This window comes from Metabacillus sp. KUDC1714 (assembly GCF_014217835.1).
Lineage (GTDB): Bacteria > Bacillota > Bacilli > Bacillales > Bacillaceae > Metabacillus > Metabacillus rhizosphaerae.
On sequence record NZ_CP055263.1, the window covers coordinates 2,840,776 to 2,867,620 of the forward strand.

The 26,845-nt window shown below is 35.5% G+C and carries 24 protein-coding genes and 1 other annotated feature; of the genes, 19 read left to right on the forward strand and 5 right to left on the reverse strand.

Annotated features, from left to right (window positions below; all coding sequences use genetic code 11):
• The first annotated feature begins 26 nt into the window (after positions 1–26).
• A complete protein-coding gene (locus tag HUW50_RS13550) occupies positions 27–980 on the forward strand; it encodes a BMP family ABC transporter substrate-binding protein (protein ID WP_066336362.1) in 954 nt (317 codons plus the stop codon).
• A 335-nt stretch (positions 981–1,315) separates the two neighbouring features.
• Complete coding sequence (locus HUW50_RS13555) at positions 1,316–1,477, forward strand: ComZ family protein (protein WP_066337317.1); 162 nt, start codon at positions 1,316–1,318, stop codon at positions 1,475–1,477.
• Between the two features lie 24 nt (positions 1,478–1,501).
• Here HUW50_RS13555 and HUW50_RS13560 read toward each other — a convergent pair whose 3' ends face one another.
• Complete coding sequence (locus HUW50_RS13560) at positions 1,502–1,801, reverse strand: hypothetical protein (RefSeq protein ID WP_083964713.1); 300 nt, start codon at positions 1,799–1,801, stop codon at positions 1,502–1,504.
• A 215-nt stretch (positions 1,802–2,016) separates the two neighbouring features.
• Here HUW50_RS13560 and HUW50_RS13565 point away from each other — a divergent pair, with 215 nt between their 5' ends.
• The 4 genes from HUW50_RS13565 to HUW50_RS13580 all read left to right on the forward strand — a co-directional run bounded on the left by HUW50_RS13565 (position 2,017) and on the right by HUW50_RS13580 (position 6,189).
• Complete coding sequence (locus tag HUW50_RS13565) at positions 2,017–2,949, forward strand: beta-ketoacyl-ACP synthase III (protein WP_066336359.1); 933 nt, start codon at positions 2,017–2,019, stop codon at positions 2,947–2,949.
• 173 nt (positions 2,950–3,122) lie between these two features.
• Complete coding sequence (gene fabF, locus HUW50_RS13570; protein ID WP_066336357.1) at positions 3,123–4,364, forward strand: beta-ketoacyl-ACP synthase II; 1,242 nt, start codon at positions 3,123–3,125, stop codon at positions 4,362–4,364.
• Positions 4,365–4,481: 117 nt separating this feature from the next.
• Positions 4,482–5,261 (forward strand): DUF2268 domain-containing putative Zn-dependent protease, encoded by a 780-nt coding sequence (locus HUW50_RS13575; protein ID WP_066336354.1) that lies wholly within the window; start codon positions 4,482–4,484, stop codon positions 5,259–5,261.
• 172 nt (positions 5,262–5,433) lie between these two features.
• Positions 5,434–6,189 carry a YjbA family protein gene (locus HUW50_RS13580; protein WP_066336351.1) on the forward strand — a complete coding sequence of 252 codons (756 nt, stop codon included), beginning with the start codon at positions 5,434–5,436 and terminating at the stop codon, positions 6,187–6,189.
• Positions 6,190–6,412: 223 nt separating this feature from the next.
• On the opposite strand, the gene trpS is transcribed toward HUW50_RS13580, so the two are convergent.
• Together trpS and HUW50_RS13590 are read right to left on the reverse strand one after the other, a co-directional pair.
• Positions 6,413–7,402, reverse strand: coding sequence for a tryptophan--tRNA ligase (gene trpS, locus HUW50_RS13585; RefSeq protein WP_066336349.1), 990 nt, complete (start codon positions 7,400–7,402; stop codon positions 6,413–6,415).
• Between the two features lie 214 nt (positions 7,403–7,616).
• Positions 7,617–7,823: a binding site (T-box leader), on the reverse strand.
• A 58-nt stretch (positions 7,824–7,881) separates the two neighbouring features.
• Positions 7,882–8,241 carry a DUF3899 domain-containing protein gene (locus tag HUW50_RS13590; protein ID WP_066336346.1) on the reverse strand — a complete coding sequence of 120 codons (360 nt, stop codon included), beginning with the start codon at positions 8,239–8,241 and terminating at the stop codon, positions 7,882–7,884.
• A gap of 392 nt (positions 8,242–8,633) precedes the next feature.
• On the opposite strand from HUW50_RS13590, the gene HUW50_RS13595 reads away from it, so the two are divergent.
• From HUW50_RS13595 to HUW50_RS13615, 5 genes are all read left to right on the forward strand, one after another.
• Positions 8,634–10,325 (forward strand): peptide ABC transporter substrate-binding protein, encoded by a 1,692-nt coding sequence (locus HUW50_RS13595; RefSeq protein ID WP_066336344.1) that lies wholly within the window; start codon positions 8,634–8,636, stop codon positions 10,323–10,325.
• A 146-nt stretch (positions 10,326–10,471) separates the two neighbouring features.
• On the forward strand, positions 10,472–11,401 hold the full coding sequence (gene opp3b / locus HUW50_RS13600; RefSeq protein ID WP_066336340.1) for an oligopeptide ABC transporter permease: 930 nt from the start codon (positions 10,472–10,474) through the stop codon (positions 11,399–11,401).
• On the forward strand, positions 11,401–12,423 hold the full coding sequence (opp3C, locus tag HUW50_RS13605; protein ID WP_066336338.1) for an oligopeptide ABC transporter permease: 1,023 nt from the start codon (positions 11,401–11,403) through the stop codon (positions 12,421–12,423). The genes opp3b and opp3C overlap by 1 nt, the downstream gene beginning before the upstream one ends.
• Positions 12,424–12,441: 18 nt before the next feature.
• Complete coding sequence (locus tag HUW50_RS13610; protein WP_185654012.1) at positions 12,442–13,485, forward strand: ABC transporter ATP-binding protein; 1,044 nt, start codon at positions 12,442–12,444, stop codon at positions 13,483–13,485.
• A gap of 1 nt (position 13,486) precedes the next feature.
• Positions 13,487–14,425, forward strand: coding sequence for an ABC transporter ATP-binding protein (locus tag HUW50_RS13615; protein WP_066336331.1), 939 nt, complete (start codon positions 13,487–13,489; stop codon positions 14,423–14,425).
• Between the two features lie 533 nt (positions 14,426–14,958).
• Here the strand turns inward: HUW50_RS13615 and HUW50_RS13620 are convergent.
• Positions 14,959–16,236 carry an IS110 family RNA-guided transposase gene (locus HUW50_RS13620; protein WP_185654056.1) on the reverse strand — a complete coding sequence of 426 codons (1,278 nt, stop codon included), beginning with the start codon at positions 16,234–16,236 and terminating at the stop codon, positions 14,959–14,961.
• A gap of 404 nt (positions 16,237–16,640) precedes the next feature.
• Here HUW50_RS13620 and HUW50_RS13625 point away from each other — a divergent pair, with 404 nt between their 5' ends.
• The 3 genes from HUW50_RS13625 to spxA all read left to right on the forward strand — a co-directional run bounded on the left by HUW50_RS13625 (position 16,641) and on the right by spxA (position 19,387).
• Entirely contained in the window at positions 16,641–17,852 is a 1,212-nt protein-coding gene (locus tag HUW50_RS13625) for a putative glycoside hydrolase (protein ID WP_083964711.1), read from the forward strand.
• Between the two features lie 294 nt (positions 17,853–18,146).
• On the forward strand, positions 18,147–18,725 hold the full coding sequence (locus HUW50_RS13630; RefSeq protein ID WP_066337310.1) for a GNAT family N-acetyltransferase: 579 nt from the start codon (positions 18,147–18,149) through the stop codon (positions 18,723–18,725).
• A gap of 266 nt (positions 18,726–18,991) precedes the next feature.
• Entirely contained in the window at positions 18,992–19,387 is a 396-nt protein-coding gene (gene spxA, locus HUW50_RS13635) for a transcriptional regulator SpxA (protein WP_066336328.1), read from the forward strand.
• A 295-nt stretch (positions 19,388–19,682) separates the two neighbouring features.
• Here spxA and HUW50_RS13640 read toward each other — a convergent pair whose 3' ends face one another.
• Entirely contained in the window at positions 19,683–20,357 is a 675-nt protein-coding gene (locus HUW50_RS13640; protein ID WP_066336325.1) for a TerC family protein, read from the reverse strand.
• Between the two features lie 347 nt (positions 20,358–20,704).
• Between HUW50_RS13640 and mecA the strand changes: the two genes are divergently transcribed.
• The 5 genes from mecA (at position 20,705) to pepF (ending at position 26,630) form a co-directional block, all read left to right on the forward strand.
• On the forward strand, positions 20,705–21,376 hold the full coding sequence (mecA, locus tag HUW50_RS13645; protein WP_066336324.1) for an adaptor protein MecA: 672 nt from the start codon (positions 20,705–20,707) through the stop codon (positions 21,374–21,376).
• Positions 21,377–21,587: 211 nt separating this feature from the next.
• On the forward strand, positions 21,588–23,099 hold the full coding sequence (cls, locus tag HUW50_RS13650) for a cardiolipin synthase (protein WP_066336321.1): 1,512 nt from the start codon (positions 21,588–21,590) through the stop codon (positions 23,097–23,099).
• 130 nt (positions 23,100–23,229) lie between these two features.
• Complete coding sequence (locus HUW50_RS13655; RefSeq protein ID WP_066336318.1) at positions 23,230–24,417, forward strand: competence protein CoiA; 1,188 nt, start codon at positions 23,230–23,232, stop codon at positions 24,415–24,417.
• 74 nt (positions 24,418–24,491) lie between these two features.
• Entirely contained in the window at positions 24,492–24,665 is a 174-nt protein-coding gene (locus HUW50_RS13660) for a hypothetical protein (protein WP_185654013.1), read from the forward strand.
• 138 nt (positions 24,666–24,803) lie between these two features.
• Entirely contained in the window at positions 24,804–26,630 is a 1,827-nt protein-coding gene (gene pepF, locus HUW50_RS13665) for an oligoendopeptidase F (RefSeq protein WP_066336317.1), read from the forward strand.
• The last annotated feature ends 215 nt before the right edge of the window (positions 26,631–26,845 follow it).

Here is a 26,845-nt window from a genome sequence, read left to right on the forward strand (position 1 = left end):
GTACATAATGAAAAGGAGGGTTGCCCATGTACAAAAAGCTCGGTCTTGTCCTTATTTTACTTTTTTCGCTTTTCGGTTGTGGACAACCTACAGCACAAGGGAAACTTCAAAAGGTAGGTCTGCTTGTACCTGAAACCATTGATGATCAAGTTTGGGGAACGAAGGGCTATATGGGCCTTCTTAAAATTCAATCTGAGCTAAAGGTTGATGTATTTTATAAAGAAGGAGTGAATAATGAGAGCAAAATTCGTGCTGCAATTGATGAATTTAAGCAAAATGATGTGAATCTTGTCTTCGGTCATGGAAGTGAATATGCTAACTTTTTTAATACGATCAGTAGTGAATATCCTGACATCCATTTCGTGCTATTTAATGGGAAAGCTGACGGAAAAAATGTTACGAGCTTAAATTTTAAGTCAAATGCAATGGGGTTTTTTGGTGGTATGGTTGCAGGGGAAATGTCAAAGTCTGATAAAGTTGGTGTTTTAGCGGCCTTTGAGTGGCAACCTGAGGTAGATGGCTTTTTTGAAGGAGCCTATTATCAAAATGAAAATGTCCATGTAGAAATTCAATATGTGCAAGACTGGAATGATACATCGATTGCTATTCCACTTCTTAATGAAATGATCAAAAATGGTGTTGACATCGTGTATGTAGCTGGAGATGGATATAATGTTTCAGTCATTGAAAGACTAAAAGAGGAAGGCTTGTACGCAATTGGTTTTGTATCCGACCAATCTGATTTAGGAAAAGGTACGGTGTTAACAAGTACCGTTCAACATGTTGATGTCTTATATGAGGTTGTAGCAAATTCCTTTAATAAAGGTGAGCTTGAAAGTGGAGAATTATTTTTTGATTTTCAGGACGGCGTGATTTCTCTAGGGAAGTTTAGTCCTCTTGTAGACAAAGAATTTCAAGCATCGCTTAAAGACCAAATCGAAGAATATAAAAAAACTGGACTACTGCCAAATCAATTATAAACAGGGTATATCTATTATTGCAAACCGATAACAACTACCCTTTCTTATTAACATGGTAAAGAGGCTTCCGTCCTCTTTCCTTTTATATAAATTAAGGCTGTGTTAAAAACTCACTGTTAAAATTTTGGCACTTTGTTGATTGGAGCAGATACGTGAGCCTCCTGCGGATTGCGTGCGGGTCAAAAGGAGACTCATGCAGGTGCAAAGCAAGCACCGAGGAGGCTCCCGGACCGCCCGCGGAAAGCGAACGCCAAAGCGTAAATCAACAACCAAATTAAGAGAGAGAAATTATAAAAACAAATGGAGTGAATAAATTGGAACAACATCCTAAAACAATGGAATTTATGCAAATTGCAATGAAGTATTTACCAGAGGCTAAACAAAAGCTAGAAAGTTCAGGTATTGAATTATCGATGGAAACTATTCAACCAATGATGGAGCTTTTCACAAAGGTTATGGGAGAGGCTTATGAATTAGGGAAGAAAGACGCGCAATAAAAAGCAGCTGCCATTTGGCAGCTTTTATATTTTCTTCTTAATATAGTCCATAATTGGAGAGAATTGCTTTAACATTGGTTTTAAATTTTCAAGTGAACTCATAATATCATCGATTTGTTCCATAAGTGTAAAATAATTCACTTCAGCTGTTTTATTTTCATCATGGACGGAATCCCCTTGTTGATGGTTGTTTTCTTTCTTTTCTCTTGATGAAGCTTTAGCTCCAAACATAAACTCACTAAAACGGTCAATATGTGGTGAGTTTACATCTTTTTCGTTATTTACATGTTCTTCCTTTTTCTCAAACTGTCCTTTATTCTCCACGATGTCACCCCCATGGACATTTTATTACTATTAGTTTATGTTCACATAAGATTCTCGTTCTAGTCGGTTATACTAAAACATTAATATTGAAAAAAAAAACTGGATAAGATAAAATTAGTACCAAGTCATAATAATTGATATAAACTTTAAGTAGTAGGTTTACTACAAGATAATTTTTGAATAAAATACCTAACTTTTTTAAAGGGGTTGCAAATATGAATGCAGGAATTATTGGTATCGGTCGATACACACCTGAAAAGATTGTTACAAACGCAGATTTAGAAAAAGTAATGGATACATCTGATGAATGGATTCGTACGAGAACAGGAATAGAAGAACGTCGTATTGCAGATGATTCAATGGATACATCACAAATGGGCATTTTAGCTGCTGAGAAAGCTCTTGAGGATGCAGGAATTGCTGCTGAGGACTTGGATTTAATTCTAGTTGCAACAGTCACACCAGACCAACCATTTCCATCTGTTGCTTGTATGCTTCAAGAAAAATTAGGAGCGAAAAAAGCAGCGGCAATGGATATTAGTGCTGCTTGTGCCGGATTCATGTACGGAATGATTACTGCTAAGCAGTTTATTGAAACAGGTGCATATAAGCATGTTTTAGTAGTAGGTGTTGAAAAACTATCAAAAATTACAGATTGGAACGATCGTAACACTGCTGTATTATTTGGTGATGGTGCAGGAGCAGCAATCATCGGCCCTGTTAGCGATGGGAAAGGGATTTTATCCTTTGAACTTGGAGCAGATGGTACAGGTGGTAAACACCTATATCAAGATGAGTACATCATCATGAATGGTAGAGAAGTCTTTAAGTTTGCTGTTAGACAAATGGGTGAATCAAGTGTAAATGTTCTTGAAAAGGCTGGGTTAAGTAAAGAAGATGTTGATTTCTTAATCCCACACCAAGCAAACATTCGTATTATGGAAGCAGCAAGGGAGCGATTAGACCTTCCGGTTGAAAAAATGTCTAAAACGGTTCATAAATATGGAAACACTTCTGCTGCTTCAATCCCAATCTCGTTAGTAGAAGAAGTAGAAGCAGGCAAAATCAAAGATGGCGATGTAATTGTTATGGTTGGTTTTGGCGGAGGATTAACGTGGGGTGCGATAGCAATTCGTTGGGGTCGCTAATTAGAAATAACTTATTAATAAGATTCACTTATGTTTATACTAATAAACAATTGTTTTGATTTCATTTTGGAATGAAGGACAGCTATGGTAAAAGAAAATGAAGAATGACGAGAACTGCTTCGTCTATCTTTACATATTAAAAGAACTATCTATAAAGGTGAGGTGCAATTTTTATGGAAAAGAAACGAGTTGTTGTAACAGGTTTAGGAGCATTAACACCAATAGGTAACGATGTTCGAACAACTTGGGAAAATGCAATAAACGGTGTATCAGGGGTCGGACCAATTACACGTGTAAACCCAGATGATTATCCAGCTAAAGTTGCAGCAGAACTAAAAGATTTTGATGTTGAGCAGTTTATGGATAAAAAAGATGCTAGAAAAATGGATCGTTTCACACAGTATGCTGTAGCTGCTTCATTAATGGCAGTGAAGGATGCTGAGTTAGAAATTACGGACGAAAATGCTCCTCGTGTTGGAGTCTGGATTGGCTCTGGTATTGGTGGAATGGAGACATTTGAACAACAGTATAAAATTTTATTGGAAAAAGGACCACGACGCGTAAGTCCGTTTTTCGTACCAATGCTAATCCCTGATATGGCTACTGGACAGGTCTCAATAGCATTAGGTGCAAAAGGTTTTAATTCATGTACTGTTACAGCATGTGCAACAGGAACGAATTCAATTGGCGATGCTTTTCGTGTCATTGAAAGAGGCGAAGCCGATGTAATGGTGTCAGGTGGAGCAGAAGCCCCGCTGACAGAAATGTCCTTTGCAGGGTTTTCTGCAAATAAAGCATTATCGACAAATCCTGATCCAAACTCAGCTAGCAGACCATTTGATCAGGATCGTGATGGTTTTGTAATGGGAGAGGGTGCTGGGATTATTGTACTCGAAGAATTAGATCATGCTCTAGCACGTGGTGCAAAAATTTATGCTGAAATTGTTGGATATGGTGCAACAGGTGATGCTCATCATATCACTGCTCCAGCCCCAAATGGTGAGGGTGGTGCAAGAGCGATGAAGCAAGCTGTTGAGGGTAGTGGACTTAACCTTACAGATATTGATTATATCAATGCACATGGAACAAGTACTCCTTACAATGATAAATTTGAAACATTAGCAATAAAAGAAGTATTTGGAGATCATGCCAACAAACTGGCGATTAGCTCAACAAAATCGATGACAGGTCATCTATTAGGTGCAGCCGGTGGAGTTGAAGCAATTTTTAGCATTTTAGCAATAAAAGAAGGAATTATTCCTCCAACTATAAATTATCAAACACCTGATCCAGAATGTGATCTAGATTATGTTCCTAATGAGGCTAGAAAACAAGAAGTGAATGCAGCTTTAAGTAACTCATTAGGCTTTGGTGGACATAACGCAACGATTATCTTTAAAAAATATGATGCATAAGAAAAATCCGGGACCTGACCTTTGTTAGGTCCTTTTTCGTATATTAAAAGGATGAGCCTATAAAAAAGAACACTCCTTCTAAAGTTCACATACGATAACAAAGGAAGGGGTGTTACGATGAGTGTTATCAATACAATTGAGTGGTTAAAGGAAAGTCCAAATCAAATAGATATCTGTAAAAAATTAAGCACTTATTTTACGGATAGTAATGAAAGTGAGATCGCAAAATACTTACATTCATTTGGGATGTATAAAGGAAAACAGCAACATGATAAGTGGATAGATTTCCAGGAAAAAGAAAAAGTTTTTTCATTCGTAAGAGGAGAAGAAAGAAAGCTGAAAATGGAATGGAATGGGCCGAATATTCCAATTTTCATTTTTCCTTGTGATCAGAATAATCGGAAAATCGAAACAGAATATAAAGGAAGATCGGGCTTAGCCTTTAAGGATAAGTTGTTTTTGTTTTTATCATCGGAGACATTAAAAATTGATATTAGGTCATTATTCATTCATGAATATCATCATGTTTGTCGTCTTGCAGCCTTAAAAAAGCAAGAAACAAAGTTCACGATAATCGATACGATGATTCTAGAGGGGCTAGCAGAAAATGCAGTTCGTGAAAAGATGGGGGAACGCAATGTATCTTCATGGACAAATCTCTATTCAGATAATCAGTGTGAACGATTTCTTGAAAGGATTATAAATCCACAACGAGATGTAACTAGAGAAAATCACAAATTTACACAACTTATGTTTGGAACAGGCTTATACCCTACTATGCTTGGCTATGCAGTAGGCTATTATCTTGTTAAAAACTATATGAAACATTCAGGTGAAAATGCAAAAGAGCTATTAGGTACACCTGCTGAAGTATTTTTAACTCATTCAAAACGTTAATCTCTTTTTATTAATCATATCTTCATGACATGCATCATAGTGATAATTAAGGACAAGGTTAAAATACAAAATAAGTGAAATAAATCTATGTATTATCTGCATTGATTGGAATAAATTATTTATTTTTTGCCTATACTGTTTGACAAATGGTACTGAAGTGAGGGGTAAAAATATGTTATTTCTTCATGATGTTTGGGTAAATTGGTTTGAAGGTGAAGAGAACGGGTACAACGTCTGTCATTTTCATGAATGGAGAAAGGATGATAGCGTTGAACTCCTTGATCAGGTCCCCCTTTTAAAGGTTAATTCCTTACTTTTTGACTACATAGAAAATAACTTATCGGAGTTACCACCTGGTCTATTAAAAGATATTTTTCAAAAGGCTTATATAAGAAAAAACCATGAGAGAATTCAACTAGATTACTGCTTTATTGTTACAGACGGAATTGGAATATTAGCAGTAGACACAATTGGATATACCATTCCAATTCGCAAAAGTCGGATTATTCCACGTCAGGAGCAGCTTGTATTTGAAATGGTCAAGGATATTGAGCCTGAAGAATATTCGACTGAATTCATTAAAAATGGATCAGAAGAAAAGGACTATCATATTTTGTCGTTGGCACCAGAGTATGTACGTGGTTTAACAAGAAAAGAACGACAATTAAAACAGCTCTTATTTATGGCTCTTGATCAATTACAAGGGACGAAAAATGCAGCAGAGGTAAAGTACTGGTACACTGAATGGAACCCAACGAAGTATGGTGACATTCAAGAAAGAGAATTTAATGAAGTATGGCAAAAGCTATATGAAGAAACATTGAATGGATGGTCTCATAAGCATATTCAACTTTGTGAACGCTTAATTAAGGGACAACCCTTCTTTGAAAAGCTCTGGGATATGGAGCATGAATCAAAGGTTAACTAGTGTGGACAAGCTAAGAAACCATATAAAAAAGACGATGTGAGCTGAATGTTGATTAACGTTCAGCTCACATCGTTTTTAATGTAGGATATAGTTGAAGGACTTATGAAAGAGAAATCATGATGATAAAGTTTTGGGGGCAGTTGTAAAAAATAGTTCCTATCTTAAGTTGAGATAGGAACTATAATGATCTGATATTTCTTTAGGCTGTTATATTGTTATGTCATTATTTCCTTTTTCGACCTAATCCCATAGCATTTTCCATTTTTCTCACCATTTTATTTGCAACAGCATTCGCTTTTTCAGCACCTTGGTCTAATATTCGGTCCAATTCATCAGATTCCATTAGTTGTTTATATCTTTCTTGAATTGGTGTTAATGTGTTTACAACCACTTCTGCAACATCATTTTTAAAATCTCCATAGCCTTTACCTTCATACCTTGCTTCAATTTGCTCGATAGACTCATTATTTAAGATGGAATATATAGACAAGAGATTTGAAACACCGGGTTTATTTTCTTTGTCATATTTTACAATTCCATCTGAGTCGGTTACGGCACTTTTGATCTTTTTTTCGATTTGCTTTGGTTCATCTAATAATGTGATAAATGCTTTTTGGTTTGCATCTGATTTACTCATTTTCTTGGTAGGCTCTGCAAGTGACATTATTCGAGCACCTACTTTTGGTATACGTACTTCAGGGATTGTAAAGATGTCATTATATTTTTTGTTAAATCGTTCAGCTAGATCTCTCGTTAATTCTAAATGTTGTTTCTGGTCCTCACCTACAGGTACTAGATCAGTATTATATAGCAGAATATCTGCAGCCATTAATGGTGGGTATGTGAGAAGCCCGGCTGAAACAGCTTCTTTACCTTGAGATTTATCTTTAAACTGTGTCATTCTTTCGAGTTCACCGATATAAGCGACACATTGTAACATCCATCCTGCCTGAGCGTGAGCCGGAACCTCTGATTGAATGAAAAGTGTCACTTTTTCAGGATCTAAGCCAACAGCTAAATAAAGTGCGGCAAGACTTTTAATGTTTTTTCTTAAATTGAGTCGATCTTGAGCAACTGTAATTGCATGTTGATCAACGATACAGAAGTAACAATTATATTCATTTTGTAAATCGACAAACTGTTTCAATGCCCCAATATAATTCCCTAATGTAACTGATCCGCTCGGTTGAATACCTGAAAAAATTGTTTTCATGTTTATCCTCCTGATTTAATTAGTATTAAGTTTTAATCAAGTGAGTTTTGTACTTAGTATTCGTGTCTAGCTACAGCGCCTAGCCCCTCGAGGTCACAAGCCAATTATCACTGAAAGGTAACGAACACCTTTCTGTGATAATCGTCTTGTGCTTGTAGGGGCTGAACAAGGCGCTTCCGCTTTTCAAATAAAATAAGCCCACTCGTACCCAATTGATAGGGACGATGGACCGCGGTGCCACCCTACTTATTTCTAAACAGTAGAAATCACTTCAATCTTTAACGCAAGATTACGTCTGCACGTACTATTTTCTGCACAGAAGCTCAAAAGTCCATTCCATACTGTTCAGTACCTGTTCACAGCAACCACAGGCTCTCTTTAAATGAATCTTGTATGTACTATTCTTTGTCATAGCTTAACTATTTTTTTCTTATTATAAGAAATGGAGTGAATTTTTGCAAATCTTTTCAAGAAAAGGGCTATAAATAGTAAATAAAAAGAGCTACTAGCATGATAGCTGTCATGAGAAGACCACAAAAAAGAATCGGAGAATGATCGAAATTCAATAACTCAGAGACAGGGGTCATTTCATTAATTTCCTTTTTTGATAGCTCTTGACCCTTTGATATAAACATTCTGCGAAATCCATAAGAAATTCCATCAAAGAAGCCACCTTTAACAGTCATGGTTAAAAGTGATAAGAATAATAAAGAACCAGCTATAATAAATGAAATATTAATGAATGATAGTAAAGTTAATTTTTGGTAAATGAAAAAAGAAAGTAAGATTGTTGTACATAGAGACACAATAAATAGAGTAAATGTTCTTTTTTGGAGCAATTTAAACCACTCTCTTTCCAATATACGTTAATAACCATTATATCAAATGAAAGGTGGTGGAGCTAAAAATAGAAATAAAGTTATTCTGATAATGCAATTTGAATGAATATTCACAAGATAGTTGTCGAATTGTGTAGTAAATTGCATTTGGATAGGGAGAATATTTGTTAGATTATGTAACCCTTTACAAGTCAACGCGTTAAAGCGTTTGTAAGTAAAATGATAAAGGTTATGTAAAGTTAAGTGGGTATTTAGAACTATTTTTTTCTCTTGAATTCTTAATATTGTTGCATTTGTGTAAATTTTATTAAAAAAATAAATGCACAATTGTTTGAATACTTGTATAATAACGTTGTAAGTACAACTTGTATAAATAAAAGGGAGGTCTATTAGTGAAAAGGTCGAAATATTTTCTACTTTTAGCTTTAACACTAGTACTCAGTATGTTCTTAGCAGCATGTAACGGTGGCGGGGATACTGGGAAAGAGACAGATACTGGTGCTGATGAAGGTAAAGAAGCAACACAAGAAATTAAAGCATTAGAATCACAAGCGATTCCATCAATGGATAGCGTTATGGCCCAAGATACAGTTAGTTTCACTACAATGAACAATGTAATGGAAGGATTATATCGTCTTGATCCTAACCAAGAAGTAGTACCTGGTATGGCTGATGGTGATCCTGAAGTTAGTGAAGACGGAACAGTCTACACATTTAAATTAAGAGATGCAAAATGGTCTAACGGCGATTCTGTAACCGCTAACGACTTTGTTTATGCTTGGCAACGAGCAATTAATCCTGAAAATGCTTCACCTTATGGTCCATACATGATGGATGGGAAAATTAAAGGTGCTGCTGAAATTTCTGCAGCTGGAGCAGCGAAAAAAGAATATGATCTTAACACTTTAGGTGTTAAGGCAATTGATGAAAAAACACTTGAAGTTACATTAGAAAGACCAATTCCTTACTTTAAATCTTTAATGGCGTTCCCAACGTTCTATCCACAAAACCAAAAGTTTGTTGAAGAGCAAGGTGAAAATTACGCAAAAACTGCGGAAAACCTAGTATATAACGGACCATTCGTTTTATCTGACTGGGGTGGAAGTACAGCATCTGAATGGACTTACTCTAAAAATAAAGATTATTGGGATGCAGAAACAGTTAAGCTAGAAACAGTTCAATGGAATGTATTGAAGGATTCACAGTCATCTGCAAATGCATTTGAAACTGGTGAAGCTGACGTTACAGGAAAACTTTCTTCTGACATTGTTCCTCAATATGAGGGTGATGAAAGATTAGTTAATTGGTTAGAGCCAACTATTTTCTGGCTTAAATTTAACCAAAAAGAAAATGATGCATTGAAAAATCCAGATATTCGTAAAGCAATTGCACAAGCAATTAACAAAGAAGATTACGTTAACAGTGTATTAAACAATGGTTCAATTGTTGCGAACTATGCTGTTCCTAAAGAATTCGCTAAAAACGATGAAACTGGGAAAGATTTCCGAGAAATTAATGGTGATGAATTATTACCTTATAATGTAGATGAAGCGAAAAAGGCTTGGGAAAAAGGCTTAGCAGCGATTGGAACAGATACAGTTGAAGTTAGATACTTAGGTGATGATACTGAAAGTGCTAAGAAAACAGCTGAATACATTAAAAACCAATTAGAAACAAATCTTCCAGGTCTAAAACTTAAAGTTGAAAGTGTACCATTTAGCGTACGTTTAGACCGTGAAAATTCTCAGGATTATGATATCCAATTAGCTGGTTGGGGTCCTGACTACTTAGATCCAATGACTTTCTCTGACTTATGGTTAACTGGCGGAGGAAACAATAAGATGGATTACTCTAATGAGAAATACGATAAGTTAGTAAAAGATGCTCAAACAACTTTAGCTCAGCAACCAGTAGAGCGTTATGATGCTCTTGCTCAAGCTGAGAAAATTTTACTTGAAGAAGACGCTGCGATTGCACCACTTTATCAACGTTCTTCAAACGTATTAGTAAATGAGAAGGTTGATGGATTCACTTACCATTTAGTAGGTCCAGAATATAGCTTTAAATGGACATCTGTAAAATAATACGTTTTTAATTAACTATGTCTAACTGTTACAATGACTACCTTGGTTGAAAGAGAGTATGTTGATTGTCAATATACTCTCTTTTCCCTTGCTGGAAAATTGTCGAACTTTGTAGAAAATTCAAAATCTTCGGGAGGTGCACTCATATGGTGAAATACTTAACTCAACGTATATTTTATATGATCATTACTCTATTTTTAATTGCCACGTTTACATTTTTCCTCATGAAAATTATCCCTGGTACGCCTTTTACGAATGCTGGTAAATTATCTGAAACACAGCTTACGATCATGAAAGACAAGTATGGTTTAGATGAGCCAATGCCAGTTCAATATATGAACTATATGGTGAATATGTTGAAAGGAGACTTAGGTGTTTCCTTTCAATTCGATAATGTAGGTGTTACTGAAATTCTTTTAAATAGTATTGGTCCCTCGGCAACACTTGGGTTTCAAGCAATTCTATTTGGAACAATTTTTGGAATTATTTTGGGAGTTATCTCAGCGTTAAAACAAAATACATGGGTTGATTATAGCTCAACATTTATCGCAGTTTTAGGGAAATCAATACCTTCATTCGTATTTGCGGGACTATTGCAATATTATATCGGTGTAAAATTAGGTTGGTTCCCTGTTGCGTTTTGGAGAGGACCAGAATATACGGTGTTACCAACAATTGCTTTAGCGATGTTCCCGATTGCTACTGCAGCCAGATTTGTTAGAACCGAAATGGTAGAGGTGTTAGAATCTGATTACATTACCCTGGCAAAGGCAAAAGGTGCAAGCTGGTTTGATATCGCATTTAAGCATGCGCTTCGAAATGCATTAATTCCGGTTATCACTGTTTTAGGGCCGTTGGTTGTAAGTTTAATGACGGGCTCACTAGTTATTGAAAAAATATTTGGTATTCCAGGTCTTGGTGAACAATTCGTTAAATCTATTACAGTAAATGATTATCCTGTCATCATGGGTACTACTATCCTTTTTGCGGTACTATTCGTTGTTGTTATCTTAATTGTAGATATACTATATGGAATTATTGATCCGCGGATTCGATTAGCGGGAGGGAAAAAATAATGGCACAAGAAAAAATAACAAAAGACTTGTTTACTCCCGCTCAAATAGATGCTAACAAAAGTGAAGAGATTTCAAAACCAAGTCTTAATTATTGGCAAGATGCATGGTTACGAGTGAGGAAAAATAAAGGAGCGATAGTTAGTTTAGTTGTCTTAGTCCTATTAACAATTATGGCTCTTGTAGGTCCACACATTAATGATCATGGATATGATGATCAAAATTTAAAACACAATAATTTACCACCAAGAATTCCAGTGTTAGAAAATGTTAGTTGGTTACCATTTGATGGTGATTTAGAAAGAAGAAATGGCGATGTTTACAATGCCTATGAGCAAAAGAATGTTGACGAATATTATTGGTTAGGTACTGATAGTCTAGGTCGTGATCTCTTTACACGTGTATGGAAAGGAACACAAGTTTCTTTATATATCGCTGTATTAGCTGCAGTTATAGACATGGTTATTGGTGTTATATATGGTGCGATTTCTGGTTTCGTAGGTGGACGAACAGATAATATTTTGCAACGTATTACAGAAATATTAGTTGGGATTCCAAACCTTGTTGTCGTAATCCTAATGATTATTGTATTAGATCCAGGTATTTTATCTATTACCATTGCATTAACGATTACTGGATGGGTCGGAATGGCAAGGGTAGTACGTGCTCAAGTAATGAAATTAAAGCAACAAGAATATGTTTTAGCAGCTAGAACACTGGGACTTGCAAATGGGAAAATAATTTGGAAGCATCTACTTCCCAATTTAGCAGGTGTAATTATCATTAATACGATGTTTACAATTCCAAATGCAATTTTCTTCGAAGCATTTTTAAGTTTCATTGGTTTAGGGTTACAGCCACCATTAGCTTCATTAGGTACACTTATTGATGACGGCTTTAAAGTACTTCAATTATACCCTTATCAAATGATAATTCCGGCAGTGGTTATCAGTTTAATTATGATCTGTTTTAACATGATTGCAGATGGACTACGCGATGCTTTGGATCCGAAAATGCGTGACTAAAAAGGTAGGTGAATAATAATGGAAAAAATCTTAGAGGTTAAAGACTTGCACATTTCATTCCATACGTTTTCAGGAGAAGTACAGGCAATTCGAGGTGTCGATTTTGATTTACTCAAAGGTGAGACTTTAGCAATTGTTGGTGAATCTGGATCAGGTAAATCTGTAACAACAAAAGCGATTATGCGCTTGTTACCTGAATCAAACTCTGAAATTAAGAACGGTGAAATCCTTTTTGAAGGCAAAGATTTAGCCAAGTTATCTAATAAAGCAATGCAAAAAATCCGTGGTAAAGATATTTCAATGATTTTCCAAGATCCGATGACATCATTAAATCCCACAATGAAAATTGGAAAGCAAATCATTGAGCCGATTGTTAAGCATCAAAATTTAAGTAAGAGTGCTGCAAAAGAGCGTGCGATTGATTTGTTAAGATTAGTTGGGATTCCACAACCAGAAGCTCGTTTCAATCAATATCCACATCAATTCTCTGGTGGGATGAGACAAAGGGTCGTTATTGCCATTGCACTTGCATGTAATCCAAAGGTTTTAATTGCTGATGAGCCAACAACAGCATTGGATGTAACGATTCAAGCGCAAATTTTAGAGCTTATGAAAGAACTACAAAAAAAGATTGATACATCAATTGTTTTTATTACACATGACCTTGGTGTGGTAGCAAACGTAGCTGATCGAGTTGCGGTTATGTACGGTGGAAAAATTGTTGAGATTGGTACAGTTGACGAGGTATTCTATAATCCACAACATCCTTATACATGGGGATTAATTAGTTCAATGCCAAGTCTTGATAGTGAAGATGAAGAATTATATGCAATTCCTGGAACTCCACCAAATTTATTATATCCTCCAAAAGGTGATGCCTTCGCACCTCGTAATGAGTATGTGATGAAAATTGATTTGGAAGAGCAGCCACCAATGTTTAAAGTATCTGATACACATTATGCAGCAACATGGTTACTTCACCCTGACGCACCAAAGGTAGAACCACCTGCTGCAGTAAAGCGACGTCAACGTCAAATCCCTGAAAAAAAGGAGGGAAACTAAGGTGGCGAATAAAGAAAAACTAGTAGAAATAAAAAATCTAAAACAATACTTTAACGTAGGTAAACCTAACGAAGTTAAAGCGGTTGATAATATTTCATTTGATATTTATAAAGGTGAGACGTTAGGATTAGTTGGTGAATCTGGCTGTGGAAAATCAACAACTGGAAGAACAATTATTCGTTTATATGATGCAACAGATGGTGAAGTCATATTTGATGGAACGGATGTTCATGGGAAAAAATCAAGGTCACAGCTAAAGGAATTCAACCGAAAAATGCAAATGATCTTTCAGGATCCCCAAGCATCGTTGAATCCGCGAATGAAGGTCTCAGATATTATTGCTGAAGGTATTGATATTCATGGTCTTGCTAAATCTAAAACAGAACGTATGAATCGCGTAATCGAACTTCTTGAAACAGTTGGTTTAAACAAAGAGCATGCAAATCGTTACCCACATGAGTTTAGTGGTGGACAACGTCAACGAATTGGAATTGCTCGTGCTCTTGCTGTGGAACCGGAATTTATTATTGCTGATGAACCAATCTCGGCTCTTGATGTGTCCATCCAAGCACAGGTTGTAAACTTAATGAGAAAACTTCAAAAGGAAAAAGGGCTAACTTATTTATTCATTGCCCATGACCTTTCAATGGTTAAGTACATTAGTGATCGTATTGGGGTTATGTATTTTGGAAAGCTAGTAGAGCTTGCCGATGCTAATGAACTTTACAATAATCCGATTCATCCATATACACAGTCGTTATTATCGGCAATTCCACTTCCGGATCCCGATTATGAACGCACCCGTGTTAGGAAGACATATAATCCAAGTATGCACAATTACAAGCCAGATGAAGAAGTTGAATTCCGTGAAGTGAAGCCAGGTCATTTTGTCATGTGTTCACAAATCGAATTTGCTCAATATAAAAAACAGTATTCATAAACAATTTGAGGTTGCCTTTGATATTAAAGGGGCAATCTTTTTTTGTCGTATTTTAACTTAAGGCTGTTTTCGCAAACTTTGTAGCTTTTAAATAGTATTGGTTGGTTGATTGACGCTCCAGGATGCTCGCTTTCCGTGGTGCGGGCGATGAGCCTCCCTCTAGAAATGTTGGTATATCAACGCTTAAAACTGTTTTAATAGACAGAAAAAAAATTTTCACTTACTGATTTTCACTACAGATTATCATCAATTTCCAAAAGTTCAAAATATTGTTATTCTGAGGTTACGCTTCGCTAGAGTTAATTGGAAATGATTAACTCTAAGTGCTTATATGATGCACTTCGGATCTCTGCGAATCTTATGATGACGTACCCTCCCATGTCTCTTGGCGTCTAACGCGTACATTCCTTCGTTCGGTCTATTCATAAGGCAGAGGCTGGCTATGCTCCTCGAGGGACTCTTAGTCTAATGGCTCATTTCGTGCCAACTTCTCCGTGTCATCCTATTGTCTAGATTACAAACTAGGAAGTTGCTTAGGCTGCCTCTTTGAGGCAATGGAGATCTGTTAACATATGATTTACATTAAAGTGCACTCGTTTTGTACACAAAGCGTGTAGAATTTTTAGTAATTTCCCGCATAAAACAACCATGGCTTCTTTCTTCTTTAATGGATTGACAGTACGAGTCGTATAGTAATGGTACAAAGATTTAAACGCTATGTTGTGTTGAATTATAGGGAGGATGACTCTAAATAATATAGCCCGTAACTTCCTCCTACCTCTTTTGGAAATTTTCTTTTGACCTTTGTGTTGGCCAGAAGAGTTTTCTCTAAGCGTGAGCCCCGCTAATTTAATTAATTGGCGTGGGTGCTGATATTGCCTAAGAGAACCTATCTCAGAGAGTAGTTCAACAACAGTATTTTCGCCTAAACCAGGAATAGATAAAATATACTCATAGTCTGTCAATTGTTGAGCGAGGTCATTTAACCTTGATGATAAGACCTCCAGTTGGTTTGAAAGAGCTTTGTACTGAGAAAGTAATGTATCCATTTCAAATCGGGCCATTTCTAGCCCCTCAGTTAAACCAATGGACTGACCGGCTATTGATTTTAGCTTTTGTATTTTAGAAACGGAAAGACACTTTATTCCTTCAACCCTTTTGTAAAGTGAGATAAGTTCTTCATCATTTTTCCCATCAAAATCGATTGGCAAAGGTGTCACCTCGAGAACAGCGCATGCGTTTTTACCGAAGCTTTTGAATACATGATGGAACTCAGGGAAATAAAGATCTGTCCACCGAATCATTCGATTCTTAAGTGATACGATGTCTTCCTGCATTTTAGTCCGAAAACTCGCCCCATTACGAAGTTCGGCTTCTGTCCCTTCTAAAATTCGTGTATAGTTGAACCGGCCATCGCGGATTAAAGAAGCGATAACGCGAGCGTCCTTTTGATCATTCTTAGTTTGAAGGTTATCATCTAATTCCTTCGTTCTATTCACATGCATAGGGTTAACCATGACAAATTGAATATTATTTTCGACTAAATAAGCAGCTAAGTTCATCCAATAATGCCCTGTGGGCTCAAAGCCGACTAAGACATCTGTCTTTTCATGTGATTCTAGTAGAGAATGAATCATATTGTGTAGTTGCTCAAACCCATCAAGGGATTGTATGAACGGAAACGGTTTTTGCAAAATTCGTCCACGATCATCGATAGCGCATGCGTAATGTTTTTTCTTCGCAATGTCTATTCCAATAACAAGTGTTTTTTCAGATACTTGATTAATTTTGGTATTCATATTACTATTCATCATATGGTCCTCCTGTATGGTGATGAGTCAATTTAGTCGTTGATACTCAAGCATCATACAAGAGGACTTTTTGTTTTGCAAGAAGCCTTAAGGATATTAAACAGGAATGCTCCTCAGCGCGAAGCGCCTGCGGGGTCTCATCTGTCCCGCTACTCCCACAGGAGTCTCGCATATCCGTTCCAATCAACCTAATCAGTTTTGTTCAAAAACAACAATCTTTTAGAGAAGAGCCTAACTTAAAACCTAAAAGTTTTCTTTATCTTCATAGGACATGTTGCATATACTAAATGACAAGCTTTTTTAAACCGTTACATTAATCCGTAATAGAAATCCTACTTACTAATCTATATAGGCTTGATTATTTTCTATATAATAAAAATAGAAATTAAAATGGGGGATTACTAATGCGTTATTATATTAAGGTTCAAATGATCATCACAATTTTTTTCATATATATCGTCTTATTGCCAATAAATTCTCATGCAGAGACTAACTTAGGGATTAAACAACATGTACAAAACAAATTACTTCTAGAAGTTAAGACTCTTCCAAAGCCTATCCCAAGGTTTGCTTTTGATTCTGGTTTTTCCTTTTCATATCCTGATGCGGTTCGTGGTGTTTATGTAACAGGGCATTCAGCAGGGGGGACAACGTTTGAAAAACTTACTTCCTTGGTGAAAAGTTCAGATTTAAATGCAATGGTCATTGATATCAAGGATGACTATGGTAATTTAACCTACCTGCCAGAGAAGTCATCACCCTTTTATCCAATAAGTAAAAATTATATAAAAGATCCCAAAAAAGTTCTTAAAACGTTAGAAAAGGAACAAATCTATCCGATTGCTAGAGTTGTTGTTTTTAAGGATACTGTTTTAGCGACTAAAAATCCTGAATGGTCGTTTAAAGACGGGGAAAAGGTTTGGAAAAATGGCAGAGGTGAGTCATTTGTAAACCCGTTTCTACAAGAAGTTTGGGACTATAATGTAAATATAGCAATAGAGGCAGCGAAGCTTGGTTTTCAAGAAATCCAATTTGATTATGTTCGGTTTCCGGAAGGCTTTGAGCGAAGAGATGATGAATTAACGTTTAATGAAGGAAAATACGCTAAATCCGATCAAGATAATGTTCAAAAACGAGTAACAGCTGTTACAGATTTTGTCTCATATGCTAAAGAAAAATTAAAACCATATGGAATAAAAGTTTCTGTTGATATATTTGGCTATACAGCAACTCTCCCAGAAGCACCAGGAATAGGGCAAAACTTCTCTAAAATTTCTGAGCATGTAGATGTTATATCCTCAATGATTTACCCTAGTCATTGGACATCTTATTTTGGAATAGCAAAGCCTGATCTGGAACCATATCGACTGATTACAGAATATGCAAAATTAGAAAGTCAAAAACTTGCACTAATTAAAAATAAACCAATTTCCAGACCTTGGATTCAAGATTTTACTGCATCCTATTTAGGAAAAGGTAATTATCAACAATACGGGAAAGAAGAGGTTGAAGCTCAAATTAAAGCTTTAAATGAGCAAGGAATTAACGAGTTTCTTTTATGGAATGCTGGTAATACATATACACAAGGTGTTGACTATACGCCTTTAACTAAATGACCGATAGACTCTAGGTTAGATGAAATATCTAGCCTTTTTTCTATGTGAATTTGTACAAGATAAAGAGTAAAAAAGTGAGTCTTGTTTAAAAATAAGTGAGTGGGGCTCAATAAGTTTGGAGAGCAGTTCAATATATGCAAAAAGTGGAGCAATCACGACTTCATCTACTTGTTACCACCATACTTACTTATTAACGCTACAAATGATAAATTTACCATGTTTATCCTGAAAAAAGAAGGGTATATCAAAACATGGGAGAATTTATTAAAGATGAAAACAAAAGGGAGTAGATCAATGAACTGGTATGAGAAGTTGAATCAGTATTTTCCCATTGAAGAAATGAAATCGAAGGCACATATGGAAGCTTTACTTAAAGAAAGAGCTGACATTTATCATAAGGATGAAGGGAAACACCATGTGATGATGTATGCAGAGCTTAATGATTTTATTTTCATCGACTACATTTTTGTTTCTAAAGATGCTCGTGGTGAAGGGCTTGGCCATAAGCTTTTAGAAAAGTTAAAGAAAAAAGGGAAACCTATTATCCTGGAAGTAGAGCCTGTTAACTATGAAGACACAGATTCAGAGAAAAGATTAAAGTTTTATCAAAGAGAGGACTTTAAACATGCTGATACCATAGGCTATGAGCGGCGCTCTCTTGCTACTAATGAAGTAAACAAAATGGAAATCCTTTATTGGGCCCCAAATGATGAATCAGAAGAACATATTTATGAAGCAATGAAAGAGACGTACAACATGATCCATACCTTCAAAGATAAAGAGTTATATGGTGAGTCGTACCAGCCTGTTAGCGAAGTTTTGTCATTGGATATGGAAGGTAAAAACAAAAACATTTTCGATGAGTTAAGTTAATTGAGAATGAATACCTAAAGGATAATGGAATAAATGGCTACATAAATTTCATTGTTTAAAAAATATGTCTTTCAAGAACATCCTTAATATTTAAGGTTTCTTAATGTTTGTAATGGTTTTGTCACACTTTTAATTTAATTTCTATATGCATACTTACTTTTTTATAGTATAATCAAAATATGATTTCTTATTTAAAGTAATTTTAATTTTAATATACGTTTTGGTTTGATTGTAAACTCATTCTATAATAGAGGAGTGAAGGATGAATGGTCACATTATATACATCACCAAGCTGTACTTCATGTAGAAAAGCGAAAGCATGGTTGGAAGAACATGATATATCATACACTGAGCGAAATATTTTTTCAGAGCCATTGACGAAACAAGAAATAAAAGAAATATTAAGAATGACTGAAGATGGCACAGATGAAATTATTTCAACTCGCTCAAAGACTTTCCAAAAATTAAATATCAACCTAGAGTCAATGCCATTGCAAGATTTATATAATCTTATTCAAGATAATCCAGGTCTGCTTCGTCGACCAATTATTATTGATGAAAAAAGACTTCAGGTAGGTTATAACGAAGATGAAATTCGCCGTTTTCTTCCACGCCGTGTGCGTACTTATCAGCTTAAAGAAGCACAGCGTTTAGTTAACTAAACGGAAATATATAAGAGGCAGATTCTAAATATACACCTATAATTAACATGATTATATCAATACATCATGTTAATTATAGGTATTCATTAGAGTCTGCCTCTGCTTATTTTAAAAGATAAGAAAGTATAAAATTTTGTACTTAGTTTTGGTGTCTAGCTCCAGCGCCTAGACGCTCTTAGGTCTACAGCCACTCATGAATTGAAGACAAAGAACGCCTCTATTCATGAGCTTCACAAGGCAAGGCGCTTGTGCTACTCTTATAGTCATCTATGTGAGCAAATAATGCGTTTAAGATTCACTTGTCAACTTGTGAGCTTATTATTTGTTGATATAAGACACCTGCAAAAAGAATGAACGCTGTTGTTAAGTAAGGTATACTTTGTGCTAGTAGGGGATGTGACATATAGATGGATTGAAGTTGGTGCTCCTGGGTAATCATCTTTCCAGCAGTATATGCGAGCAGTCCTCCACCAACATAAATGAGCATTGGGTATTTTGTAAGTAAAGTAAGAATGATTTTACTTCCCCAAATTATAATAGGTATTGAGATTAATAATCCTAAAGCAACTAAAACCATATGCCCCTGTGCTGCACCTGCAACTGCAATAACATTATCAAATCCCATTAATAGATCTGCAATCACAATTGTCTTTATTGCTTTCCAAAGTGATCCATGACTTTTTATGTTATTTGTATCATCATCTTTGCCAGTAAGTAAATGATAAGCGATATACATGAGGAAGACTCCACCAACAAGCTGTAAAAAAGGTATTTCTAACAAATAAACAGCAATTAGTGTTATAAAGATGCGAAAGATAATTGCTAGCATAGTTCCGAATATGATTGCCTTACTTCGCTGAATAACGGGTAAATTACGACATGCCATTGCGATAACTACTGCATTATCAGCCCCAAGTATTAGATCAATTCCGATGATCACCAATAGTGATAATAGAAACTCTTGTTCCATTTATAAACCCTCTTTCAGCTTAATGACTGCTCGTACATGTATATGAAATCAATCATAAAATATGATTAAAGAAACATATAGGTAAATAACTGTTTTTGTAAAATCAGAGTTTTTTTATTTCCTTTAAGAACGTTTTATCATAAAATAGGAGTACAAGATTCTTTCATCATTGAAGGTTTTAAAAAGGTGTTGAATCGCCTCATGTCTTATGAGGATGAATTCTAACACTTTCTCTTTATCCACGATTAAATATAGAATATTTTGGGTAAAGTGTAGTAAAGTAAAGTACAACTACCCTAGAGGGGGGTTGTCCCTTCAACATCTTAAATAGAAGGGAAGGTTGAGTAATGGAAATTGAACGTATTAACGAAAATACCGTAAAGTTTTACATTTCGTATATGGATATAGAAGAGCGTGGTTTTGATCGTGATGAAATTTGGTATAATCGTGATCGCAGTGAGGAACTATTCTGGGAAATGATGGATGAAGTTCATGAGGAAGAGGAATTTATGGTTGAAGGTCCTCTTTGGATTCAAGTGCAGGCGCTTGATAAAGGCTTGGAAGTCATCGTAACAAAGGCTCAAGTATCTAAAGATGGACAAAAGCTGGAACTTTCAATCTCAGATGATAAATTAAAAGAACTACCGATCGATGAAAATATCGAAACATTGATGGAACATCATTTTAATAAACCTGATGACTCAAAAGATGATCAAACGGAAGATTTTGAGCAACAGTTACAATTTGTCTTTAGGTTTAATGATTTAGAAAACCTAATTTCCTTGTCTAAATATCGGTTATCTGCTGAGATGACGAATCATTTATACTCACTTGACCAAAACTATTTTTTATATATCGAGTTTGATGATGAGGTAATCGATGAAGAAATAGAGAATACATTGAGTATAATACTCGAGTATGGATTAGAATCAAAGGTGACGATACATCGTCTTGAAGAATATGGGAATGTCATTGCGAAAGACTATGCATTGAACGTCATTAAAAAGCATTTTTCATAACTAGGAAAGCCGATTTCATTTGGAATCGGCTTTTTTGATCTGGGATTAAAATATATATGGATTAATTTACGTACATAGTAATAAAATATGTGAAACCGCATTTAATATTTAAGAAAAATTAAAAACAACAGGATGATGTCGGAAGACGACCTAAAGGTTTCGTTTCATCTGAAAAAGGGAAGTAAGAATAAGAAAAGTCAAGGTGAAACCAATGAAGAATACATTTCGTTTTTTATTATTTATCGCAGTTATTGCTTCCGTTATTTTACTGACCAAGAACCTATGGGGGGATATGGTAGTTGGTACCGTAAGTGTCCTCTTTACATTATCAATTATTTCTATATGTATTGTCATATTTCTTGAAAATCGTCATCCGTCACATACCATTACATGGTTGGTTGTTTTAGGTGGCTTTCCGTTAGTTGGTTTCTTTATCTATTTACTTTTTGGAAGAAATATTAAAAAGAGACGTTTATTTGAGAAAAAAGCGTTAACAGATGAAAAGGCATTTTTAGAAATTGAGGGTAACCGATCTTCCTATCAAGATAAAATGGAGCATATGGGAGATCATCAGCAATTATTGTTTAAACTAGCCCATCGTTTAGGACATAGTCCAATCTCGTTTGGGACAAAAACAAAAGCCCTAACCGACGGAATTGAAACGTTTGACCATATCTTTAATGAATTAAAAAAGGCAAAACATCATATCCATCTTGAATACTATATTATCAGGCATGATGAGGTAGGCCGGAAATTAAGGGATGTATTAATTGAAAAGGCACGGGAAGGTATAGAGGTCCGTTTTCTTTATGATGCTGTTGGTTGCTGGAAGTTATCAAAAGATTATATTAAGGAACTAAGTATGGCTGGTATAGAAATGGTTCCCTTCCTACCTGTCCGGATTCCTTTCTTAAATAACAAAATCAACTTTCGTAATCACAGAAAAATTATTGTGATCGATGGATCTGTTGGGTTTGTTGGGGGATTAAATGTAGGTGATGAATATTTGGGGAAAAACAGCTATTTCGGTTATTGGCGTGATACCCATCTTTTAATTAAAGGTGAGGCTGTAAGAACACTACAAATTATCTTTTTACAGGATTGGTATTACATGACCGATGAAAAATTGTTATCACATACATATTTAACTACCACAATTGAGCAGCCTGAGCATACTGGAGGTGTGCAACTTATAGCTGGAGGGCCTGATAATAAGTGGGATGTCATAAAAAATTTGTTTTTTTCAATGATTATTTCTGCGAAAGAATCAATTTGGATTGCCTCACCTTATTTCGTACCAGATGAGGATATTCTTTCAGCACTTAAGGTTGCGGCACTTAGTGGAATTGACGTAAGACTGTTAGTTCCTATGCGACCTGATAAAAAGATTGTTTATTATGCATCTCGTTCTTATTTTCCTGAACTGCTTGAGGCAGGTGCAAAAGTGTATGAATATGAAAAAGGTTTTTTGCATAGTAAGATCATTATCGTTGATTATGAGCTCGCTTCTATAGGTACGGCTAATATGGATATGAGAAGCTTTCATTTAAACTTTGAGGTAAATGCATTCCTTTATCGGACAGGAAGCACCCAAAAGCTTGTAAATGAGTATGTGAAGGATATAGAGCTTTCTAGAGCAATAAACATAGAGGAGTTTTCAAAGCGACCATTTTATAAAAAGCTTTTTGAATCAACGGCTAGACTGTTGTCTCCATTGCTTTAATTGAAGGTTGGCTAATGTAAATTAGTCAGCCTATTTTTTATTTTTTAACTTCTAAAACACGATTTCTTAAATTTGAAAGAAGGAAAAAACTATGGATAATAAATTGTATAAAAGGGGGAGGTAATGATGCTTGTTTGTAGCTTATGATGAGAAAGGAATCTTAGTAAATGTAGCAGAAAAAAAGTGGACTAAGCAAGGATTAGTAAAACTGAGAGAGCGTAATAATTTTGTTTGTCCTACTTGTTCTAATGAAGTAGAGTTAAAAATCGGTACAATCATAACAGCACATTTTGCACATAAAAAGTTAACAGGTTGTACGATGAAAGGAGAGCCTGAAACGCAGTATCATATGAAGGGGAAAGTAGATTTATTCGAATGGCTGCAAAAGCAATCACTACTTACAGATGTGCAACTTGAACCGTATATAAGTACAATTAAACAGCGTCCAGATATTTTGTTCTCGAATGGTGATCAAGTCGTTCCGATTGAATTTCAATGCTCTACAATTGATTCAAATTTATTGATAAAGAGATCTTTACAGTATCGAAAGCTTGATATGAATGTCTTGTGGATATTAGGAGCAAAATCACTAAAAAGAACAGGAACGATGTCATTTCAGCTTTCCTCTTTTCATTGGCTTTTCGCACGTTCGACAAATTTGCGAGATCCACTTTCCTTATATTCATACTGCCCAGATTTAAAATCATTTATCATCCTTCATTCGATCATTCCTTTTTCTCCACGCTCTGTTATTACTAACCATTCAACATACCAAATTCAATCAATTTCCTATCATAGTTTGGTCAACCAACAACCAAATAAAAAAACAATTATGGCAGCTTGGATTGATAAGATCAGAAGATTTCGACAAAAAGCGTTAAGATTTCAATCAAAAGACACGAGAGCTTTAAATCTCTTTCTTTATCAGGCTAAACAATTGCCTTTAACATATTTGCCATCTCTAGCTTTTTTTCCCTTAAATTCGAATTACTTAATAGAATCACCTGTTTATGTATGGCAAGGCTGGATCTTATTATATATTGAGGCATTATCATTGAATACCACATTTACTTTTCAGGATGTTTATCATTATATAGCAGAGAAAGTCAAAGAAGGAATTATTTCTATTCGAAACTTACTAAGTGTGGAAGTGCATTATTCCTTTGTCATTAAAGAGTATTTAATTCAGCTCTGCCATTTTTCGATCCTAAAGCAAAAACAAAAAAATCTATTTATTAAGCAAAGTACCATTGAATGGTCGAGAAGGATTGAAGAATTATATCGTTCGGATGCAAAACTTAGATATAAATATGACTAGCAAAAAAACTCAGGTGAATAGCAATTAATTTTTTGAACAAATTAAAAGGGAGATATTAACAAAGAGGTGATCATATGTTTAATAAGAAAAGAAAAAGTAATTCTTTTATGTTTACAGCTTCGTTGCTTGGAGCGGGTGCTGCAGCTTACTATTTGACAAAAGAAGCCATACAGGGTGAAGATAGTGATAGTACCATAAATTCATACTCTTCTAATAATCCGATAGATGATCGTCTGAATGATTTATAGATGGCTAATGCGGAGAAAAACTATCGGAGGAAGAGTATGAGGCGCAAAAGAAAACTACTTCTCATTACAGCATTTACACTTATAAGTTCGATCAGCACCAGCTCCGCATTTGCAATTCATTCTAAAGGGGGAAGCGCAATGGCAGAACAAACTGCAGTAAAAAAACTACCAACTAGAAGCGAAATTAAAACAGAGGATACGTGGAGATTAGAGGACATTTTTGAAAGCGACAAAGCATGGGAGAAAGAATATGAAGAAATAAAAGCGGCTTTGCCAAAGCTAGCAGAATTTAAAGGTAAGCTTGGTGAAAGTGCGAACACGTTATTTGAAGCACTTACGTATCAAGATAAGGTAATGGAGCGTCTTGGCAAACTTTATACATATGCACACATGAGATATGATCAAGACACGACAAACTCAAGCTATCAAGCTTTAAATGATCGTGCAAGAAATTTATATACACAAGCATCAAGCATAAGTTCATATATTGTCCCAGAGCTTTTAACAATTGATGAGGCAAAGATTAAACAATTTTTAGAGGAAAAAGAAGAATTAAAGCTTTATGAGCATTCTCTCGATGAAATTAACCGTCAACGCCCACATGTATTATCTGCTGAACAAGAGGAATTATTAGCACAAGCATCTGAGGTTCTTGGCTCCTCTAGTAATACATTTGGAATGTTAAATAATGCGGACCTAACTTTCCCAAGCATTAAGGATGAAAATGGTGAGGAAGTTGAAATAACTCATGGCCGCTACATTCGTTTCTTAGAAAGTGAAGACCGCAGAGTACGTGAAGAAGCATTTAAAGCTGTATATAAAACATATGGTGGGTTTAAAAATACATTTGCAAGTACTTTAAGCGGTACTGTGAAAAAGGATAATTTCAGCGCGAAGGTTCGAAATTATGAATCAGCAAGACAAGCTGCATTAAGCAGTGATAATATTCCAGAGTCTGTTTACGAAAACCTAATTAGTACAGTTCATAAGCATCTAGATCTTCTGCAACGTTATGTAAAGCTGCGTAAAGAAGTATTAAAACTGGATGAAGTTCATATGTACGATCTTTATACACCTCTCATTAAAGATGTAAAGATGGAAGTCAGCTATGATGAAGCACAGGATTATATATTAAAAGGTCTTGAACCATTAGGTAAAGAGTATACCTCTATTTTAAAAGAAGGTTTTGAAAATCGTTGGGTTGATATTCATGAGAACAAAGGGAAAAGAAGTGGTGCTTATTCATCAGGGACTTATGGGACGAATCCGTATATCCTTATGAATTGGCAGGATAATGTAAATAATCTATTTACACTAGCACATGAATTTGGTCATTCTGTTCATAGCTACTATACTCGCAAAACTCAACCATATCCATATGGTAACTATTCAATTTTTGTGGCAGAGGTTGCATCAACATGTAATGAAGCTTTGTTAAATCATTATTTATTAAATACTATCGAGGATGAAAAAGAACGTCTCTACTTATTAAATCATTTCCTTGAAGGCTTCAGAGGCACAGTATTCCGCCAAACAATGTTCGCAGAATTTGAACATATTATTCACCAAAAAGCTCAAGATGGAGAACCATTAACACCTGAGTTATTGACACAAACATATTATGAGTTAAACAAAAAATATTTCGGTGATGACATTGTAGTTGATGAAGAAATAGGTCTTGAATGGTCTAGAATTCCTCATTTCTACTATAATTACTATGTATATCAGTACGCAACAGGCTATAGTGCTGCAACTGCCTTAAGCAATCAAATCCTAGAAGAAGGTCAACCAGCAGTTGATCGTTATCTTGAATTTTTGAAAGCAGGTAGCTCTGATTACCCAATAGAAGTACTTAAAAAAGCTGGCGTTGATATGACATCCTCTGCTCCAATTGAAGAAGCTTGTAAAGTATTCGAAGAGAAGCTAAATGAGATGGAAGAGCTTTTAACAAAAATGAATAATTAATAATAAAAAGGAATGCCAGATTATCTGCGCATTCCTTTTTATATATGGCTGTTTTCTAAGATATTATTGTTTTAAAATAGGTTCTTTGACGAAAACTTTTTAGGTTGATTGGAGCGGATGTGCGAGACTCCTGCGGGAGTAGCGGGACAGGTGAGACCCCGCAGGCGTTTACGCCGAGGAGGCTCACCGCCCGCCCCGTGGAAAGCGAGCAACTG